The 18972-nt window shown below is 65.1% G+C and carries 16 protein-coding genes; 13 read left to right on the top strand and 3 right to left on the bottom strand.

The features are described 5' to 3' along the window. Positions 1-269: 269 nt before the first annotated feature. Complete coding sequence (locus tag KDW96_RS08165; RefSeq protein ID WP_255839926.1) at positions 270-551, bottom strand: hypothetical protein; 282 nt, start codon at positions 549-551, stop codon at positions 270-272. 110 nt (positions 552-661) lie between these two features. On the opposite strand from KDW96_RS08165, the gene KDW96_RS08160 reads away from it, so the two are divergent. The 7 genes from KDW96_RS08160 to KDW96_RS08130 all read left to right on the top strand — a co-directional run bounded on the left by KDW96_RS08160 (position 662) and on the right by KDW96_RS08130 (position 8041). Continuing rightward, positions 662-829 (top strand): hypothetical protein, encoded by a 168-nt coding sequence (locus tag KDW96_RS08160; RefSeq protein WP_255839925.1) that lies wholly within the window; start codon positions 662-664, stop codon positions 827-829. A 35-nt stretch (positions 830-864) separates the two neighbouring features. Beyond that, entirely contained in the window at positions 865-1371 is a 507-nt protein-coding gene (locus KDW96_RS08155) for a TRAP transporter small permease subunit (RefSeq protein ID WP_255839924.1), read from the top strand. Next, positions 1371-2696, top strand: a complete 1326-nt coding sequence (locus KDW96_RS08150) for a TRAP transporter large permease (protein ID WP_255839923.1) — start codon at positions 1371-1373, stop codon at positions 2694-2696. The genes KDW96_RS08155 and KDW96_RS08150 overlap by 1 nt, the downstream gene beginning before the upstream one ends. Before the next feature lie 167 nt (positions 2697-2863). Next, the gene (gene dctP / locus KDW96_RS08145) at positions 2864-3907 is read left to right on the top strand and encodes a TRAP transporter substrate-binding protein DctP (protein WP_255839922.1); all 1044 of its coding nucleotides are present in this window, start codon (positions 2864-2866) and stop codon (positions 3905-3907) included. A 136-nt stretch (positions 3908-4043) separates the two neighbouring features. After that, positions 4044-5417 (top strand): glutamine synthetase family protein, encoded by a 1374-nt coding sequence (locus KDW96_RS08140; protein ID WP_255839921.1) that lies wholly within the window; start codon positions 4044-4046, stop codon positions 5415-5417. Positions 5418-5474: 57 nt separating this feature from the next. Continuing rightward, the gene (locus tag KDW96_RS08135; protein ID WP_255839920.1) at positions 5475-6863 is read left to right on the top strand and encodes an aldehyde dehydrogenase family protein; all 1389 of its coding nucleotides are present in this window, start codon (positions 5475-5477) and stop codon (positions 6861-6863) included. An 8-nt stretch (positions 6864-6871) separates the two neighbouring features. Next, complete coding sequence (locus KDW96_RS08130; protein ID WP_255839919.1) at positions 6872-8041, top strand: iron-containing alcohol dehydrogenase; 1170 nt, start codon at positions 6872-6874, stop codon at positions 8039-8041. A 116-nt stretch (positions 8042-8157) separates the two neighbouring features. On the opposite strand, the gene choX is transcribed toward KDW96_RS08130, so the two are convergent. Both choX and KDW96_RS08120 read right to left on the bottom strand, forming a co-directional pair. Next, complete coding sequence (choX, locus tag KDW96_RS08125) at positions 8158-9102, bottom strand: choline ABC transporter substrate-binding protein (RefSeq protein WP_255839918.1); 945 nt, start codon at positions 9100-9102, stop codon at positions 8158-8160. A 310-nt stretch (positions 9103-9412) separates the two neighbouring features. Further along, a complete protein-coding gene (locus KDW96_RS08120) occupies positions 9413-10315 on the bottom strand; it encodes a LysR substrate-binding domain-containing protein (RefSeq protein WP_255839917.1) in 903 nt (300 codons plus the stop codon). Positions 10316-10594: 279 nt separating this feature from the next. On the opposite strand from KDW96_RS08120, the gene KDW96_RS08115 reads away from it, so the two are divergent. From KDW96_RS08115 to KDW96_RS08090, 6 genes are all read left to right on the top strand, one after another. After that, the gene (locus KDW96_RS08115; protein WP_255839916.1) at positions 10595-11557 is read left to right on the top strand and encodes an NAD(P)-dependent oxidoreductase; all 963 of its coding nucleotides are present in this window, start codon (positions 10595-10597) and stop codon (positions 11555-11557) included. 138 nt (positions 11558-11695) lie between these two features. Next, on the top strand, positions 11696-13225 hold the full coding sequence (locus KDW96_RS08110) for an aldehyde dehydrogenase (RefSeq protein ID WP_255839915.1): 1530 nt from the start codon (positions 11696-11698) through the stop codon (positions 13223-13225). 66 nt (positions 13226-13291) lie between these two features. Beyond that, complete coding sequence (locus KDW96_RS08105; protein ID WP_255839914.1) at positions 13292-14959, top strand: ABC transporter substrate-binding protein; 1668 nt, start codon at positions 13292-13294, stop codon at positions 14957-14959. A 69-nt stretch (positions 14960-15028) separates the two neighbouring features. Then, a complete protein-coding gene (locus KDW96_RS08100; RefSeq protein WP_255839913.1) occupies positions 15029-15961 on the top strand; it encodes an ABC transporter permease in 933 nt (310 codons plus the stop codon). A 46-nt stretch (positions 15962-16007) separates the two neighbouring features. Next, positions 16008-16829 carry an ABC transporter permease gene (locus tag KDW96_RS08095; protein WP_370295441.1) on the top strand — a complete coding sequence of 274 codons (822 nt, stop codon included), beginning with the start codon at positions 16008-16010 and terminating at the stop codon, positions 16827-16829. 15 nt (positions 16830-16844) lie between these two features. Then, positions 16845-18959 (top strand): dipeptide ABC transporter ATP-binding protein, encoded by a 2115-nt coding sequence (locus KDW96_RS08090; RefSeq protein ID WP_255839911.1) that lies wholly within the window; start codon positions 16845-16847, stop codon positions 18957-18959. The last annotated feature ends 13 nt before the right edge of the window (positions 18960-18972 follow it).

The following is an 18972-nucleotide window of genomic DNA, read 5'->3' as shown; positions in this document are numbered from 1 at the left end:
GCCCCGCGTGATCGAGGCGCCTGTAGATTCATGGTAGTCGTTCAGGTGAAATTGCCGACCTTCGCGCCGAGCGGGCTGGGCTAATGCTGGTCTGGCACCGGTGGCTGAATGTCGAGTCGGTCGCCGGGCTGCCCGCCTGTCCGGGCGGGCTCAATGCCCTGGCCTTCCTCTATGACCCCGGGAAGACACGCCGCGGCGTGTCTTCGGGGTATTGGCGGCGCTGACGCTGACGCTGCCGTTGTGGCGGCTGGCGCTTGTCTGAGGCGCGCCTATCCCCGCGTATGGTGTTCCTGCAGGCGCTCGGCGCCGCCTTCGGCCAGGCGCAGGCGTTGCTGGCCGGGGGTGCGCTCGCTGCCATCTTCCGCCATACGCAGGCGCTGTTGCTGCAGGCGCTCGGCACCTCCTTCGGCGACGTGGCGATCATAGGACCGCACCTCCTGTCGGCTGTCCTTGAATTCGCCGAGCAGCGGCTGGGGGATCTGGTTCGGCAGGGCGAAAGCGTTGGCGGCAAACAGGCCGAGGGCCAGGCTCAGGATCAATGGGGATTTCATGATGGCTCCTCCGGTTGGAGAACAGTGGCTACGGAGGGCAATGCTAGGGACTGATGGACGCGGGAAGAACTTGAACGCCTCGATAGTACCCATCAATCCAGGTGATGATCGTGCTGGGCCTGTTTTTCTGGCTGTTCGCCGATCTTGATGCCGTTATCCCCGCCGTGTTAGCGGGCATCGATCATGGTGGGGCGCTGCAAGTCGTCGCCGTGCTGCCCGCAGCGTCGCGCCAGGACCGGCAGCCCTGGACAAGTTGGCTTTGTGAAATCTTCGGCTAGTCTGACGGGATAACAACTATTTCGTAGAGAACTGCATGCCAAGGGCCATTCGGGTGTTCGTGCGCGGGGTGGATGCGATGAACCGGGTCATTGGCCGGTTCGCCATGTACCTGATCTTCGCCATGCTGGCGGTGCTGCTCTACTCCTCGGTCAGCAAGACCTTCGCCGATCCTGCGCTCTGGACCCTGGAAACCGCGCAATTCCTGATGGTCGCCTACTTCCTCCTCGGCGGCGGCTACTCCATGCAACTCGATGCCCATGTGCGCATGGACCTGTTCTACAGCCGCTGGTCGCCGCGCACCAGCGCGATCATGGATGCCATCACCGTCGGCTTCCTGATCTTCTACCTGATCTTCCTGCTCTACGGCGGTATCTCCTCGACCCAGTACGCCCTGAAGTACGGCGAGACCAGCTACTCGGCCTGGTCGCCGCCCATGGCGCCGATCAAGATCATCATGACCGTTGGCGTGGCACTGATGCTGCTGCAGACCATCGCCACCTTCTTCAAGGATATCGCCGCGGCCCGTGGGGAGACGCTGTAATGAGTTACGAGCTCATCGCCCTGCTGATGTTCTCCTCGATGATGTTGCTGCTGCTCACCGGCAAGCGGGTGTTCGGCGCCATCGGCTTCGTCGCGGTCAGTGCCGCCTTGCTGCTGTGGGGCGACGGCGGCTCGGAAATCGCCTTCAGCGCGGCGATGAAACTGATGAAGTGGTACCCGCTGCTGACCCTGCCGATGTTCGTCTACATGGGCTACATGTTGTCGGAGTCCGGCCTGGCCGAAGACCTCTACCGCATGTTCCATGTCTGGATGGGCCCGCTGCACGGCGGCCTGGCGATCGGCACCATCGGCCTGATGGTGGCGATCTCGGCGATGAACGGACTGAGCGTGGCGGGCATGGCCATCGGCGCCAGCATCGCCCTGCCGGAGCTGCTGCGCCGCGGCTACGACAAGATCATGGTCACCGGGGTTATCCAGGCCGGCAGCTCCCTGGGCATCCTGATTCCGCCCAGCGTGGTGCTGGTGCTGTACGGCATGATCGCTCGCCAGCCGGTGGGCCAGCTGTGGCTGGCCGGGGTGTTTCCGGGGCTGATGATGGCCGGGCTGTTCATCCTCTACATCGTCATCCGCTGCCGCCTGCAGCCCCACCTGGGGCCGGCCCTGGCCGAGGAGGAGCGCCAGCAGATCGGCTGGGGCGAGAAGCTGCGCCTGCTCAAGGCCGGCATCGCCCCGCTGTTCATCTTCTTCTGCATGACCGGGCTGTTCCTGATGGGCGTCACCAGCCTGGTGGAAAGCTCGGCAGTGGGCGCCGCGGCCGCGACCTTCACCGCCCTGGTCAAGCGGCGCCTGACCGCCAAGGTGATGGAGGAAACCCTGCGCAAGACCCTGGGCATCAGCTGCATGTTCATGTGGATCATCCTCGCCGCGCTGTGCTTCGGCGCGGTGTTCGACGGCCTCGGCGCGGTCAATGCCATCGAGGCCTTCTTCGTCGACCGCCTGGAGCTGGGCCCCTGGCAGATCCTCATCATGATGCAGCTGTCCTTCATCCTGATGGGCATGTTCCTCGACGACACCGCCATGCTGGTGATCGTCGCGCCGCTCTATGTGCCCCTGGTCGGCGCCCTGGGCTTCGACCTGATCTGGTACGGCGTGCTCTACACCATCACCTGCCAGATCGCTTATATGACCCCGCCCTTCGGCTACAACCTGTTCCTCATGCGCGCCATGGCGCCGCCGGAGGTGACCCTGCGCGACATCTACGTCTCGGTCACCCCCTTCGTGCTGATCATGGTGCTGGCCCTGGCGCTGGTGATGATGTTTCCACAGATCGCGCTGTGGCTGCCGCAATGGCACTACGCACGATGAACCACGGCATTCAGGAAAGGCCGGCCGGCGTTTTGCCGACTCGGGAGCGGGCGCCGACGGCCACGAGGGGATAGAGCCTGCCTGAACACGCTGCACCGACCTTGCCGGGTCGCAGTGGTGCTATGCGGTTGTATGACATCTGGATCGACACTATTGGAGATAACAGCATGAGTACGAGACGCAAGTTCCTCAAGACCGCCGCGGTCGCCACCGGCGCATCGGCCCTGGGCTCGGCGCACATCTACGCCCACGAGCCGAAGAAGATCACCTGGCGCCTGCAGACCTACGCCGGCCCGGCCCTGGCCGAGCATGTGATCAAGCCGTCCATCGACGCCTTCAACCTGGCGGCCAATGGCGAGATGGAGATCCAGCTGTACTTCGCCGACCAGCTGGTGCCCACCGGCGAGCTGTTCCGCGCCATGCAGCGCGGCACCATCGATGCGGTGCAGAGCGATGACGACTCGATCGCCGCGCCGGTGGATGTCTCGGTGTTCGGCGGCTACTTCCCCTTCGCCACCCGCTACAGCCTGGACGTGCCGGTGCTGTTCGAGAAGTACGGCCTGCGGCAGATCTGGGAGGAGGCCTACGGCGAGGTCGAGGGCGTCACCTGGCTCGGCGCCGGCGCCTGGGACCCCTGCCATTTCGCCACGGTCGAGCCGATCCGCAGCCTGGCCGACCTCAAGGGCAAGCGCATCTTCACCTTCCCCACGGCGGGCAAGTTCCTCTCCCGCTTCGGCGTGATCCCGGTGACCCTGCCCTGGGAGGATGTCGAGGTGGCGGTGCAGACCGGCGAACTGGACGGCATCACCTGGTCCGGCATCACCGAGGACTACACGGTCGGCTGGGCCGACGTCACCAAGTACTTCCTCACCAACAACATTTCCGGCGCCTGGATCGGCTCCTATTTCGCCAATTCGGAGAAGTGGGCCGAGGTGCCCGAGCACCTCAAGACCCTGTTCAAGCTGTGCATGGACAGCTCCCACTACTACCGCCAGCACTGGTACTGGGGTGGCGAGGCGCAGTTGCGGGTGGAGGGCGGCAAGCTGCAGCTGACCACCATTCCCGATGCGGAGTGGAAGACCGTGGAGGACGAGGCGCACAAGTTCTGGGACGAGATCGCCAAGGCCAGCCCGCGCAGCGCCAAGGTGGTGGAGATCTTCAAGAAGTACAACGCCCTGATGGACAAGGCCGGCCCACCCTACCGCTCCTGAGGTCGGCCGTGCGCGCCCGTGTCCGGATGACGCTGCGCCGGTACGGGCGCCCTGCGTTTCGGCGCAGGCCGCCGCCTGAGGCGGATGCGCGCCAGCGCCAGGAGACCTGGGCCATAACAACAAGATGGGGGTGCACATGCTCAAACCGCGAGAAGTGAAGACCATAGAGGACGCCAAGCGCATCGTCGAAGAGCGCGGGCTCAGTCATATCAAGGTCGGGGTGTTCGACAACGATGGGGTCATGCGCGGCAAATACCTCAGCCGCAGCAAGTTTTTCTCGGCCCTGGACTCAGGCTTCGCCTTCTGCGACGTGGTCCTGGGCTGGGACGTCAAGGACCAGCTCTATGACAACGCCAGCTACACCGGCTGGCACACCGGCTACCCGGATGCGCCGGTGCGGGTGCTGCCGCACACCTGCCGGGAGATTCCCTTCGAGAACGGCATGCTGCTGTTCATCTGCGAGTTCGACCAGCAGGCCGAGGCGGTCTGTCCCCGCGGCACCCTGCGGCGGGTGATCAAACGTTGCCAGGAGATGGGCTTCGATCCCTTCGCCGCCCTGGAGTACGAGTTCTTCATGTTCGACGAGACCCCGGAGTCGGCGCGGGAGAAGGGCTTTCGCAACCTCAAGCCGTTCACCCCGGACTGGTTCGGCTACTCGACCATCCGCAGTTCGGTGCATGCCGAGCTGTACCACGAGATCCTCGAACTGGCCGAACGGATGGACTTCCCCATCGAGGGCCTGCACACCGAGACCGGCCCCGGCGTGCTCGAGGCGGCCATCGCCTACGACCATGCCGAGGCCGCGGCGGACAAGGGCGCGCTGTTCAAGACCTTCATGAAGGTGCTGGCTCAGCGCAATGGCCTGATGGCCACCTTCATGGCCAAGTGGTCGGGCAAGTACCCGGGGCAGAGCGGGCATATCCACGTCTCCCTGCGCGATCGCAGCAGCGGCAAGTCGGCCTTCCACGACCCCAGCCAAGCACACAACATGAGCGAGGTGCAGCGTCAGTTCCTCGCCGGCCAGCAGCGCCTGATGCCGGAATTCCTGTGCATGGTGGCGCCTACCCTGAACAGCTACCGCCGGCTGATTCCGGGGTTCTGGGCGCCCACCGATGCCACCTGGGGGGTGGAGAATCGCACCGCGGCGCTGCGCGTGATCCCCGGCAGCGACAAGTCGCAGCGCCAGGAATATCGCCTGGGCGCCGCGGACGGCAACCCCTTCCTGGCCCTGTCGGTGGCCATCGGCTCGGGGCTGTACGGGGTGATGCAGCAATGGCAGCCGACCGAGCCGGTGTCGGGCAACGCCTATGCGCAGAAACATCCGCCGGAGCTGGCGCTGCCGCGCACCCTCTGGGATGCGGCGCAGCGCCTGCGCGCTTCCACCGCGGCGCGGGAGCTGTTCGGCGATCCGTTCGTCGAACATTTCGCCGCCAGCCGCGAATGGGAGGAACGTGAATACCGTCGGCATGTCAGCGATTGGGAGCTCGATCGCTACTTCGAAATCATCTGATTGCCAGGGGCGGGGGCCAGTCGCCTTGCGCCCCTGTCCTGTGTCTGGAGTGTCGCAATGAGCAAGTTGCAGTGCATATCGCCGATCGACGGCTCGGTCTACGTCGAGCGTGACCTGGCCACGGCCGAACAGATCGACGCGGCCCTGGCCAGGGCCGCGCAGGCCCAACGGGCGTGGAAGAACACACCGCTGAGCGAGCGGGTCGCCATCGGCCGCAAGGCCATCGCCGCCTTCGCCGCCAAGGAAGCCCAGCTGGCCGAGGAACTGTGCTGGATGATGGGCCGGCCGATCCGCTACACCGCCGGCGAGATCCGTGGCTTCGTCGAGCGCGCCAGCCACATGGCCGATATCGCCGAGAGTGCCCTGGCCGAAATCCGCCTGCCGGACAAGCCCGGTTTCACTCGCTTCATCCGCCGCGAACCGCTGGGCGTGGCCCTGATCATCGCACCCTGGAACTACCCCTACCTGACCGCGGTGAACGCGGTGATGCCGGCGCTGCTGGCCGGCAACGCGGTGCTGCTCAAGCATTCGGCGCAGACTCCGCTGTGCGCCGAGCGCATGGTCGAGGCCTTCGCCGAGGCCGGTCTGCCGGACGGTGTCTTCCAGTACCTGCACCTCAGCCACGCCGATACCGAGCAGCTGATCAAGGCGCCGGCGGTGCAGTACGTGGCCTTTACCGGCTCGGTGCCGGGGGGCGCCATGGTCGAGCGGGCGGCCGCCGGGCGCTTCATCGGCACCGGCCTGGAGCTGGGGGGCAAAGACCCGGCCTACGTGCGCGCCGATGCCGACCTTGACCACGCCGTGGAAACCGCCATCGACGGTGCCTTCTTCAATTCCGGGCAGTCCTGCTGCGGCATCGAGCGCATCTACGTGCACGAGTCGCTGTTCGACGCCTTCGTCGAGCGGGCGGTGGCGCTGGTGCGCCAGTACAAGCTGGGCCGTTCCGATGATCCCGAGACCACCCTGGGCCCTCTGGTGCGTGCCGAGGCGGCGGACTTCGTCCGCCGCCAGGTCAACGAGGCCATCGCCCTGGGGGCCATAGCCCATATCGACGCGGCGAGCTTCGCCCTCGACCGGCCCGGCTCGGCCTATCTGGCGCCTCAGGTTCTGACCGGTGTCTACCACGGCATGCGGGTGATGACCGAGGAGTCCTTCGGCCCGGTAGTCGGCATCCAGAAGGTCAAGGACGACGACGAGGCCGTGGGGCTGATGAACGACAGCGAGTTCGGCCTCACCGCCGCCATCTTCAGCCGCGACGTCGAGGCCGCCCAGGCCCTGGCCGAGCGGGTCGAGGCCGGCACCGTGTTCCTCAATCGCTGCGACTACCTCGACCCGGAACTGGCCTGGACCGGGGTCAAGCACTCCGGGCGCGGCTGCACCCTGTCGAGCATCGGCTACGAGCAGCTCACCCGGCCGAAATCTTTCCACTTCAAGACCCAGCTGTGAGGCGCGTCATGGACCTGAATCAATACCGGATGAACTGGAACTACCCCACCGCGATTCGCGTCGGCGCCGGACGCATCCGTGATCTACCGGCCGCCTGCCGCGAGCTGGGCATGAGCGCGCCGCTGCTGGTCACCGACCCGGGCCTGGCGGCCCTGTCGATCATCGACGACGCCCTGCTGCAGTGCCGTGACGATGGCCTCAAGGCGGGCCTCTTCTCGGCGATCAAGGGCAACCCCACCGGGCAGAACGTGATGGACGGCGTGGCGGCCTTCAAGGCCGGTGGCCACGACGGCGTCATCGCCTTCGGCGGCGGCTCGGCGCTGGACGCCGGCAAGGCCATCGCCCTGATGGTCGGCCAGGACCGCCCGCTGTGGGACTTCGAGGATATCGGCGACAACTACCAGCGGGTCAAGGTGGCCGGCATGGCGCCGGTGGTGGCGGTGCCGACCACCGCCGGCACCGGCTCGGAGGTCGGCCGCGCCTCGGTGATCACCGACGACAGTGCGCATATAAAGCGCATCATCTTCCACGCCCGCATGCTCCCGGCGCTGGTCATACTCGATCCGCAACTGACCATCGGCCTGCCGGCCAAGATCACCGCGGCCACCGGCATGGATGCCCTGTCCCATAACCTGGAGGCCTACTGCTCGCCGCTGTTCCACCCCATGGCCGAGGGCATCGCCCTGGAGGGCATGCGCCTGGTCCAGCACTACCTGCCGCGCGCAGTTAGCCACGGCGCGGATATCGAGGCGCGGCTGCAGATGCTGGTGGCCTCGAGCATGGGCGCCACCGCCTTCCAGCGCGGCCTCGGCGCGATGCACGCCCTGGCCCATCCGCTCGGCGCCCTGTACGACGCCCACCATGGCCTGCTCAATGCGGTGCTGATGCCCTACGTGCTGCAGGCGAACCAGGGCAGCATCGGTCCGCAGATGTACCGGCTCGCTCGCTACCTGGGCTTGGCCAAGCAGGGTTTCGACGGGGTGCTCGACTGGGTGCTGGAGCTGCGCAGCGAGCTGGGCATTCCCCACAGCCTGGGCGAGATCGGCATCGATGAGGCGCGTATCGAGCAGGTCGGGAAGATGGCCGAGGTCGATCCGTCGGCCGGCACCAACCCGATTTCCTTCACCGCAAGTCAGTACGGCCAGTTGTTCGAGAAGGCGCTACACGGGAAGCTGTGAGGCCCGGGGCGGGCCGGCGCCGAGCGTTTGAGGTGGGCTTTTGCAGGGCGACGTTTGTTCGAGGTGGTGCGGACAGTTCTGGTCTCGGGGGGAAGTGCCCGAGACCAGATCAGGGCTCAGAGACCCAGGTGGACTTTCACCGCATCCAGGCCGTTCTGGCCATCCAGGGTGGTGACGTCGGCCAGCCAGGTGTCGAGCCATTGCGGGTTGCTCTTGATCCAGTCCCTGGCCACGGCGACCGGTTCTTCACGGGCCATGATCCGGTCCATCAGCGCGGCTTCCATGTCCGTGGTATAGGTCAGGTTCGCCACCAGTTTGGCGGCGTTCGGGCAACGTTCGTCGTAGTCGGTGGCGGTGATGGTGTAGACCTCGGCGGCACCGTAGTTGGGGCCGAAGTAGTCGTCGCCGCCCGACAGGTAGGTCATGTCGAACTGCAGGTTCATCGGGTGTGGGGACCAGGCGAGGAAGACGATGGCCTCCTCTCTTTTGATGGCACGGGCCACCGCGGTGCGCATTGCCGCCTCGCTGGACTCGATCAGCTTGAAGTCACCCAGGCCGAACTGGTTGTCGGCGATGATCCGGTTGAGCTGCTTGTTGCCGCCTGAGCCTGCCTCGATCCCGTGGATCTTGCCGTTGAGCGCCTCCTTGAAGCGGGGGATGTCGGCGAAGTCCTGGAGGCCCTTCTCGTACAGGTAGGTCGGTACCGCCAGGGTGTACTTGGCGCCGCGCATGTTGGGCTGTTCCGAAATCTTCACGCTCTTCTTGTCACGGTAGGGCTGTACGGTTTCGTCCGTGGAGGGCGACCAGTAGTCGAGGTACACGTCCATCTGCTTCTTCTGAATGGCGGCCAGGGTGATGGGCAGGGACACCATGGTTTTCTTCGGCTGGTAGCCCAGGCCCTCGGCCAGCACTTCGAGAATGCTGTTGTTGGCGGCGTTATCCACCCAGCCGATGTCGGCGATGCGAATGGTCTTGCAGGAGCTGGCTTCTTGGGCCATGAGGTTGCCGGCGCTGACGCACAGCACGGTGCCCAACAGAATGGGCGCGAAGTTGTTGTTCATGTTGTTCCTCGAGTTTACTCAGCGAAGGGGCAGTACTTCCACTCGGGAAAGTACCGGGCCCATGTCTGGCAGGTAAGTTGTTGCGAGTTCGTTGTTGTTGTTTATTGGACTTTGAACGCGTCTCGGAACTTTGCGTGCGGCTGGATAGTAGAAACTAACGCGGGCGTCAGGCTAACAATAAAAAACGGGTCTCGCTAGGCGTTTTGTTTATGGCTAGGCGCGCTGACGCCAAGTTGCGGGCGACAAGTTGTGCAGTGGCGATGCCATCGGCTGTCGACAGCGGCGGCCGGCCGCACACGCAGAACATGATTCACCGCACGCCCAACAGCCAGTCGGTGAAGCTGGCGATGCGATGATCCTGGCGAAGGTCCTTGCGGCAGACAATGCCCCACTGTCCCTGACCGTCGGCATAGTGCTCGACCGGCATCACCAGGCGACCCGAGCGCAGACCGCTGTCGGCCAGGGGGCCGTTGACCAGCGCGATACCCTCGCCGTCCACGGCCATCTCGAGGGCCACCACCAGGGTGTCAACCACCAGGGTTTCCGGAGGCTTCTCGATCTTCAGTCCGGTCGACTCGAACCACTGATGCCAATTCCAGAACTGGTCTTCGGAGTTGACCGTAATCAAGGGGTACTGCATCAGGTCTTGCGGCCGCAGCTCGGTCGATCGATTGTCCAGCAGCTTGGGGCTGCAGACCGGAAAGTAGCGGGAGTCGAACAGCTTGACCCAGTGCAGGTGCGAGGGCAGGGGCGCGCTGCGGTAGATCACGCCGATGTCGGCGTTGGCTTCGTCGAAATCCCAGTCGGCACCGGACGTCGCCAGGTGCAGCTTGATCTCCGGGTGCCGTGCGCGGAAGTGGGCGAGGCGATGGGCCAGCCAGCAGATGGCGAAGCTGATGTAGGTCTGCACGCGCAAGGCGCTCGGGGCTTCGGCCGGGCGGATGGCGTCGGCACCCTGCAGCAGTTGCTCCAGTGCACCGCGCACGCAGGGGTAGTAACGCTCGCCCTCCGCGGTCAGGACGAGGCTGCGGCCCTCGCGGGAGAACAGCTTCACCCCGAGGCTCTCCTCCAGGGTCTGGATCTGGTGGGTGATGGCCGGGTGGGTCAGGTTGAGCTCTTCGGCGGCGCGCCGGACGCTGCGCAGCCGCGCCGTGGCCTCGAACCCCTTCAATGACTTGAGGGGGGGAAGTTTGCGGAAATCCATGCTGCTCATTGCCTGCCCTTGTCCACCCTGCCTGACCTGACGATTCGCGTTGACCGCGTGGTCACGAAATATACCCCGAGCGGGGATGCCATCGGTAAAGAATATTTACCGGTTCGGCAAAAATTCTCAATTGTTGCGACGGTACTTCGGTAATAGTTTGGCCTCCGAGTCTCCAGCAGTTTCCTGATGCATGCCGAATACAAGTGTTGGTTCATAAGTAACTGGCACGGTGGTGCAGCAGGCTTAATTAATAGCCCGTGCTAACTGTGAAATAACAAAGAGGATTATATGAAAGTAGGATTTATTGGCCTCGGTAATGTCGGTGGAAAACTTGCTGGAAGTTTGCTGCGCAATGGCTACGACCTGACGGTCAGGGATCTTGACCGGCAATTGGCGCAGTCTTTTCTGGACCAGGGCGCGCACTGGGCAGACTCGCCCAAGGAGCTGGCCGAGAAGGTCGACCTGGTGATCACCTGCCTGCCGTCCCCGGCCGCCTGCGCCCTGGTCATGGAAGGCGAAGATGGCCTGATCCACGGCCTGAAGGAAGGCAAGATCTGGCTGGAGATGAGCACCACCGACGACGCCGAGGTGAAGCGTCTCGGCGCCCTGGTCGAGTCGACCGGCGCGTTGGCCATGGATTGTCCGGTTTCCGGCGGTTGCCACCGCGCCGCCACCGGCAACATTTCGATCTTCGCCGGCGGTGCGCGTTCCGCCTTCGAGCGCGTGCTGCCGGTGCTGTCCACCCTCGGACGGCGTGTTCTGCACACCGGCGAGATCGGCTCGGCCTCCGTGCTCAAGGTCATGACCAACTACCTGGCCACCACCAACCTGTGCTCGCTGGCGGAGGCGCTGATCGTCTGCAAGAAGGCCGGCCTGGACCTGGGCACCACCTACGAGGCGATCCGCATTTCCTCGGGCAACTCCTTCGTCCACGAAACCGAGTCCCAGTTGATGCTCAACGGCAGTCGCAACGTCAACTTCACCATGGACCTGGTGATCAAGGACGTCGGTCTGTTCGACTCCCTGGCCCAGCAACTCGGCGTGCAGCTGGAAATCTCCCCGCTGGTGCTGGACATCTTCAAGGACGGTCAGGCGCGTTATGGCGCCCGCGAGTGGTCCACCAACATCGTCAAGCGCCTGGAGGAGGCCTGCGATGTCGAGGTGCGCGCGCCGGGCTTCCCGGCCGAGCTGGTGGACTACGAGCCGGAAGAGCCGGGCGCCGAAGTGGTGCCGCCAGGCCGCACAGCCTGAGGCGATAGGTACATGCCGCCAGACACTGCTCTGGCGGCGCCGGATCACGGGCCGGCGGACGGCGCCCATCGCCCCCGTCCTGCCCCGGCCGTGCATGCCCTCTTCAATTCCCCGAATTTGCCAACCAAGGACAGCGCCATGTCGACCCGAGCCCTCGTGACCGAAGCCCCGCAGACCCTGGGTCAGCCCGAGTGGAGCACCCTGGCGAAGAAACTGGATATCGAAACCGGTCTGTTCATCGACGGCGAGTACGTCGAGGCCCTGCAGGGCAAGCGTTTCGACAGCATCAACCCGGCCACGGGCGAGGCGCTGGCGTCGCTCGCCTTCGGTGACGAAAGCGATATCGACCGCGCCGTCGCGTCCGCCAAGCGGGCCTGGCATGCCGGGCACTGGCGCTACATGGCGCCCCGTGCGCGGATGACCGTGCTCACTCGCCTGGCCGAGCTGATCGACCAGCACAAGGCCGAGCTGGCCCTGCTGGAAACCCTGGACATGGGTAAGCCGATTACCGATGCCCTGACCATCGACCTGCCGGAGGTGGTGTCCACCTTCCGCTATTACGCCGAGTGCATCGACAAGCTCGAAGGCGCCGTCACCAACACCGCCCGGGGCGCGCTGCACCTGATCCAGCGTGAGCCGCTGGGCATAGTCGGCGCCATTTCCCCCTGGAACTACCCGCTGCTGATGGCCAGCTGGAAGGTCGCCCCGGCCCTGGCCGCCGGCAACTGCGTGGTGCTCAAGCCCGCGCAGCAGGCGCCGCTCAGCTGCCTGCGCCTGGCCCAACTGTTCATCGAGGCCGGCGGCCCGCCAGGGGTGTTCAACGTGGTCAACGGCGACGGACCTGTCACCGGCCGCGCCCTGGCGCTGCACATGGATGTGGCGAAGGTCAGCTTCACCGGCTCCACGGCCGTGGGCAAGCTGATCATGGGCTATGCCGGCCAATCCAACCTCAAGCGCGTGGCGCTGGAGACCGGGGGCAAGAGCCCGCAGATCTTCATGGCCGATCTGGAGGACCTGGATGCCGCCGTCGAGCGCGCCTACGGCGGCATCTTCGACAACGCCGGCCAGGTCTGCAACGCCGGTTCCCGACTGCTGGTGCACCGCGATATTCACGATGCCTTCGTCGAGAAGTTCGTCGCACGCAGTCGCCAGGTCTATCGCCCGGGCGACCCGCTGAATCCCGCCACCACCCTGGGACCGGTGGTGACCCGCGCCCATCAGCAGGGCGTGCTGGCGAAGATCGAGCAGGGATGCCGAGAGGGCGCCCAGCTGGCCATGGGCGGTGGCGAACCCGGCGGCCTGGAGCAGGGCGCCTACGTGTCGCCGACGCTCTTCACCTGCGTCGAGCAGGGCATGAGCATCGCCCGGGAGGAAATCTTCGGGCCGGTGGCGGCGGTGCAGCGCTTCGACGACGAAGCCCAGGCCATCGCCATGGCCAACGACTCCATCTACGGCCTGGCCGCCAGCGTCTGGACGCGGGACCTGAAGACCGCCCACCGCATGGTCCAGGCCCTCGAGGCCGGCGTGGTATGGGTCAACTGCTTCGGCGACGGCGACATGACCCAGCCGTTCGGCGGCTACAAGCAATCGGGCAATACCCGGGACAAATCCTTCGAGTGCCTGCTCGGCTACACCCAGAGCAAATCCGCCTGGTTCGATCTGGCGTGAGCCAGGTGGCAGCGGCGCGTCGACGAATAGCCAAGTCGTTAACTAGAAAAACACCATGAGGCTGCTATGGAAAACGAAGTGATAAATCCGCACGTCGATCTACTCAAGCAAGAGATGGACGCCGGCAAGCTGGATCGTCGCGAGTTCTTGCGCAAATCGGTGCTGCTGGGCATGTCCGTCGCGGCCGCCTACGGGCTGTCGGGCATGGCGATGTCGAGCATGGCCCTGGCCGAGACGCCCAAGCGCGGCGGTAACCTGCGGGTGGCCATGCGGGTCAAGGAAATCACCGATCCGGCCCTCTACGACTGGCCCGACAAGGGCAATATCGCCCGCCACTTCGTCGAGAACCTGACCCAGATCGGCGCCGACGGCATCACCCGCCCGCACCTGGCCGAACGCTGGGTGGTCTCCGATGACCTGCTGACGGTGACGCTGCATCTGCGCCGCGGGGTGAAGTGGTCCAACGGCGACAGCTTCAACGCCGATGACGTGGTGTTCAACTTCAACCGCTGGCTGGACCCCAAGACCGGCTCCTCCATGCAGAGTCGTCTGGTGGCGCTGACGGTCGAAGTCGAAACCGGCGAGAAGAATGACGACGGCTCGCCGAAGATGACCCGGGTCGCCGGTGACAATGCCGTACAGCGGCTCGACGATCACACCGTGCGGCTCAACCTGATTCGTCCGGACATCAGCATTCCCGAGGCCATTGCCGACTACCCGGCGCTGATCGTGCATCGTGGTTACCAGGGCGATCTGCTCAAGCACCGGGTCGGTACCGGGCCCTTCACCCTGGCAAAGATGGAGGTGGGCGTCAGCGCGGTGCTCAAGCGCCGTCCGGACGGCGACTACTGGGGTGAGGCGCCCTATCTGGATCAGATCACCTACGTCGATCTGGGCGACGATACCTCGGCAGAGCTGGCAGCCTTCGCCTCCGACCAGATCGACATGAACACCCTGACCGACCCGGATCAGGTGGCCATTCACCGCACCCTGCCGAACCTGCAGGTCAACGAGGCGGTGACCGCCAGCACCGGCGTGGCCCGCATGAACATCACCCAGAAACCCTTCGACGACATCCGCGTGCGCCGCGCCCTGGCGCTGGCGGTGGACAACGAGCGGGTGCTGAAGATCGGCTACCAGGGCCTCGGCAAGGCCGCGGAGAACCACCACGTCGCGCCGATTCACCCCGAGTACGCGCCGCTGCCCAAGCTGCAGCGCGACGTGGCGAAGGCCAGACAGCTGCTGGCCGAGGCCGGCTATCCCAACGGCATCGACCTGGTCATCGACTGCGTCGCCCAGCCGGCCTGGGAGTCGAACGTCTGCCTGGCGATCTCCGACCAGGTGCGCGAGGCCGGCATCCGCCTGAGGGTCAATATCATGCCCGGCGGCAGCTATTGGGACGTGTGGAAGACCACCCCCTTCGGCTTCACCGAATGGAGCCACCGTCCGCTCGGCATTCAGGTGCTCAGCCTGGCCTATCGCAGTGGCGCGGCCTGGAACGAAACCGCCTACGCCAACCCGGAGTTCGACAAGCTGCTCGACCAGGCCAGCATGACCCTGGAGTCCGACAAGCGGCGCCAGATCATGGCCAGGATCCAGCAGATCCTGCAGGACGACGCCATCGTCCTGCAGACCCTGTGGCGCTCGAACTTCAACACCACCCACCAGCGGGTCCAGGGGGCTGCAGTGCTGCCTTCGATCCAGCATCAGTTCAATAAAGTCTGGTTGTCCTGATCTGTTCTCCCTTGGTCGCGCCCGGCCGGGCGCGGCCCTTTTTACGAGAAGCGAACGGAGGACTGCGCAGTGATACTTCTGATTATTCGGCGCATCGCCATCATGGCGCTGACCATGCTGGTGGTGTCGATCATCCTGTTCCTGGCCCTCGAACTGAACATCGATTCGGTGGCGATCAAGGTGCTGGGGCCCTATTCCACCGACGAGCAGCGTCAGCTGTGGCTGGAAGCCAACGGTTACAACCGCTTCGTGCTGGAGCGCTACCTCGGCTGGGTGGGCAATTTCATCGTCGGGGACTTCGGCGAGTCGATTCGATTTCGCGTGCCGGTCGCCGACATTCTCTGGGACCGCCTCGGCAACACGCTGATCCTGGCGGCTGCCACCTTCGGCGTGATGATTCCGCTGTCGATCCTGCTGGGCGTGCTGTCCGGGATGAAGGAAGGCTCGCCGCTGGACCGGGTCATTTCGCTGATCTGCATCATCACCACCTCGATCCCGGAATTCGCCAGCGCGGTGTTCCTGTCGGCCATCTTCGTCTTTTCCCTGCACCTGCTGCCGGGCACCAGCAGCATGACCGGCGGCTTCGACCCGGTGCAGCTGGTGCTGCCGGCGATGGTGCTGGTCGGCTACGGCTTCGGCTATGTGGCGCGCATGACCCGGGCTTCGATGGCCGAGGTGATGGCCACCCACTACATCCGCACCGCCGTGCTCAAGGGCCTGCCCTACCACTATGTGATCCTCAAGCACGCGCTGCGCAACGCCCTGATTGCGCCGTTCACCATCATCATGCTGCAGATCAACTGGCTGCTGTCCGGGGTCATCGTGGTCGAGTATGCCTTCGCCTACAAAGGCTTCGGCGCGCTGCTGCTGGAGGCCTCGCTGAACAGCGACGTGTACCTGATCGAGGCCTGCACCATGGTGGCCGTCTGTGCCGCGGTGCTGACGCAGTTGCTGGCCGACATCGGCTACAGCTACCTCAACCCGCGCATCCGTCTCAGTTGAGGACTTGCAGATGAATCAATCGATCTATAGCTCCGCGTTCAGGGCCATCGGCCTGCTGCGCGAGAGCAAGGTGGGCATGGTCGGGGCGGGCATCTGCCTGTTCTGGCTGTTCATCGCCCTGTTCGCCGATGTGCTGGCGCCCTTTGACCCGGTCAGCAGCCTGCTGCCCATGCAGAAACCCCTGGCCGACAACCCGGCCGGCGGGGTCTTCTGGCTGGGCACCGACCTGCTGGGGCGGGACATTCTCTCGCGGATCATCTACGGCACCCAGACGGTGCTGATCTACGCGCCGCTGGCGACCTTCAGCGCCTACCTGGTCGGCATCGTCATGGGCCTGGCCGGCGGTTATTACCAGGGGCGGGTGGACACCCTGCTGTCCTTCCTCGCCAACGTGATCCTGTCCTTCCCGGTACTGGTGCTGTACATCCTGATCATCGCCTCGATCGGTGCCTCCGGGCTCAACATCGTCCTGGCGGTGACCTTCGCCAGTGCGCCGGGGATCTTCCGCATCGTCCGCGGTCTGGCCATGGACCTGCGCAATCGCGAATACGTGGCCGCCGCCCAGACCCGCGGCGAAAGCGGCCTGTGGATCATGTTCGTGGAGATCCTGCCGAACGCGCGCGGTCCGCTGATCGTCGATGCCTGCCTGCGCATGGGCTACGTGACCATCACCATCGGCGTGCTGGGCTTCCTCGGCATGGGCCTGCCGCCGCCCACGCCCGACTGGGGCGGGATGATCAGCGAGGCGCGCAAGCTGTTTCCGGTATTTCCGCACATGGCGATCTTTCCCTGCATCGCCATCTCATCGCTGGTGCTGGGGCTGAACATGCTGTCCGACGGGCTGCGCGAAATCTCGCTCAAAGACTGACAAGAGAGACTGGCTATGACCAACCCGATCCTGGAAATCGAAAACCTGAGCATCTCCTACTTCAGTCGTGCGGGCGAGATTCCGGCGGTGGTGGACTTCAACCTGACGCTCAACCCGGGCGAGCGTATCGGCCTGGTCGGTGAGTCGGGCTGCGGCAAGTCGACGGTGGCCATGGCCATCATGCAGTACCTGGGCGGCAGCGCGAAGATCGTCGGGGGCTCGATCCGCTACAAGGGGCAGGACCTGGCGCGCCTGAGCGCGGCGGAACTGCGCAGGATCAGGGGCAACGAGATCGCCATGATCTACCAGGAGCCGATGGCCTCGCTGAACCCCTCGCTGCGCATCGGCCAGCAGCTGATGGAGGTGCTGCAGTATCACAAGAAGCTCGACAGGGCGCAGGCCTATCAGCAATCGCTGGAGATGCTCGGCAATGTGCACCTGCCGGACCCTGCGCGGGTGATGACCGCCTATCCGCACCAGATTTCCGGCGGCCAGCAGCAACGGGTGGTGATCGCCATGGCGCTACTGTCCAACCCCTCGCTGCTGTTGCTGGACGAGCCGACCACCGCCCTGGACGTCACGGTCGAGGCCGGCATCGTCGAGCTGATCGACGAGATCGCCGCGCGCTTCAACACGGCGCTGGTCTACATCTCGCACAACCTGGGGTTGATCCTGGAAACCTGTTCCCGGGTCAACGTCATGTACTCCGGTCAGGTGGTCGAAGTGGGCCAGGTCAGGAACGTCTTCGACCACATGAAGCATCCCTATACCAAGGGCCTGTTCGACTGTATCCCGTCGGCCACCGCCGACAAGCATACGCGGCCGTTGAAGCCGATTCGCGGCCAGCTGCCCTTGCCCCACCAGCGCCCCAAGGGCTGCTTCTTCGGCCCGCGCTGCGATCACTTCGTCGCCGGTACCTGTGACCAGAATGCGCTTGGGGTCAGCCGGGTACCGGAGCTGGACAGTCATGCGGTGCGTTGCGCGCGCTGGCAGGAGCTCGCGTTGAACGCGCCGCAGGCCGCATCGCCGGTATCGCCCAGCGCCTCGCAACGGGGCGAGTTGAAACTGGCGGTCGAGCAGATGCGCAAGTACTACGAGGTCACCGACAGTTCCCTGCGCGCCACCTTGCAGGGTGAGCGGGTGAAGATCGTCAAGGCAGTGGAAAACATCAGCTTCCAGGCCCACGCCGGCGAAACCGTGGCGGTGGTCGGCGAGTCGGGGTGCGGCAAGTCCACCTTCGCCAAGGTGCTGATGGGGCTGGAGACGGCGAGTGCCGGGCAGGTGCGGCTCAATGGCCAGGAGATCGGCGACAAGCCGGTGACTGCGCGCGGCGCCGAGCAGACCCGGGCCATGCAGATGGTCTTCCAGAACCCTTTCGACACCCTCAACCCCAGCCTGAGTATCGGCTCCCAGCTGGGGCGGGTGATCAAGAAGTTCGGCATCTGCAGCGACAGGGCGGCGATCCAGGCCAAGGTGCTGGAGCTGCTGGAGCTGGTCAAGCTGCCGGCCGAGTTCGCCAACCGCAAACCGCGCCAGTTGTCCGGCGGGCAGAAGCAGCGGGTGGCGATTGCCCGCGCCTTCGCCGGCCAGCCCAGCCTGGTGGTCGCCGATGAACCGGTCTCGGCCCTGGATGTCTCGGTCGGTGCCGCGGTCACGCGCCTGCTGATGAACATCCAGGCCGAGCAGCAGACCTCCCTGGTGTTCATCAGTCACGACCTGAGCCTGGTGCGCTACCTGGCCGACCGGGTGGTGGTGATCTATCTCGGCAATATCGTCGAGCAGGGCCGCACCGCCGAGGTGTTCTCGCCGCCTTACCACCCCTACACCGAAGCGCTGATCTCGGCGATTCCGCTGGCCGATACCCGTGTGGAGAAGAAGCGCGTGATTCTCCAGGGGGAAATCCCCAGTGCGATGAATCCGCCCACAGGCTGTCCGTTCAATGCCCGCTGCCCGCGTAAGCTCGGCAGTATCTGCGAGCAGGAGAAGCCGCCGGTGCTCGAAGCGTCGGGATCCCACCAGATCGCCTGCCACATTCCGTTGACCGAGCTGCGCGAGGTGGCGCCGGTGTACCGCGTCATTCCGCTCCAGGCGCCGGCGGCGGACCAGCCATTGCGGGTCGGCGTGGCCTAGCACCACCGCGGCT

Source organism: Pseudomonas benzenivorans (genome assembly GCF_024397895.1).
In the GTDB taxonomy this organism is placed as follows: domain Bacteria; phylum Pseudomonadota; class Gammaproteobacteria; order Pseudomonadales; family Pseudomonadaceae; genus Aquipseudomonas; species Aquipseudomonas benzenivorans_A.
The sequence above is the reverse complement of the archived record's forward strand: the minus strand, read 5'-3'. Positions and strand labels throughout refer to the sequence as shown.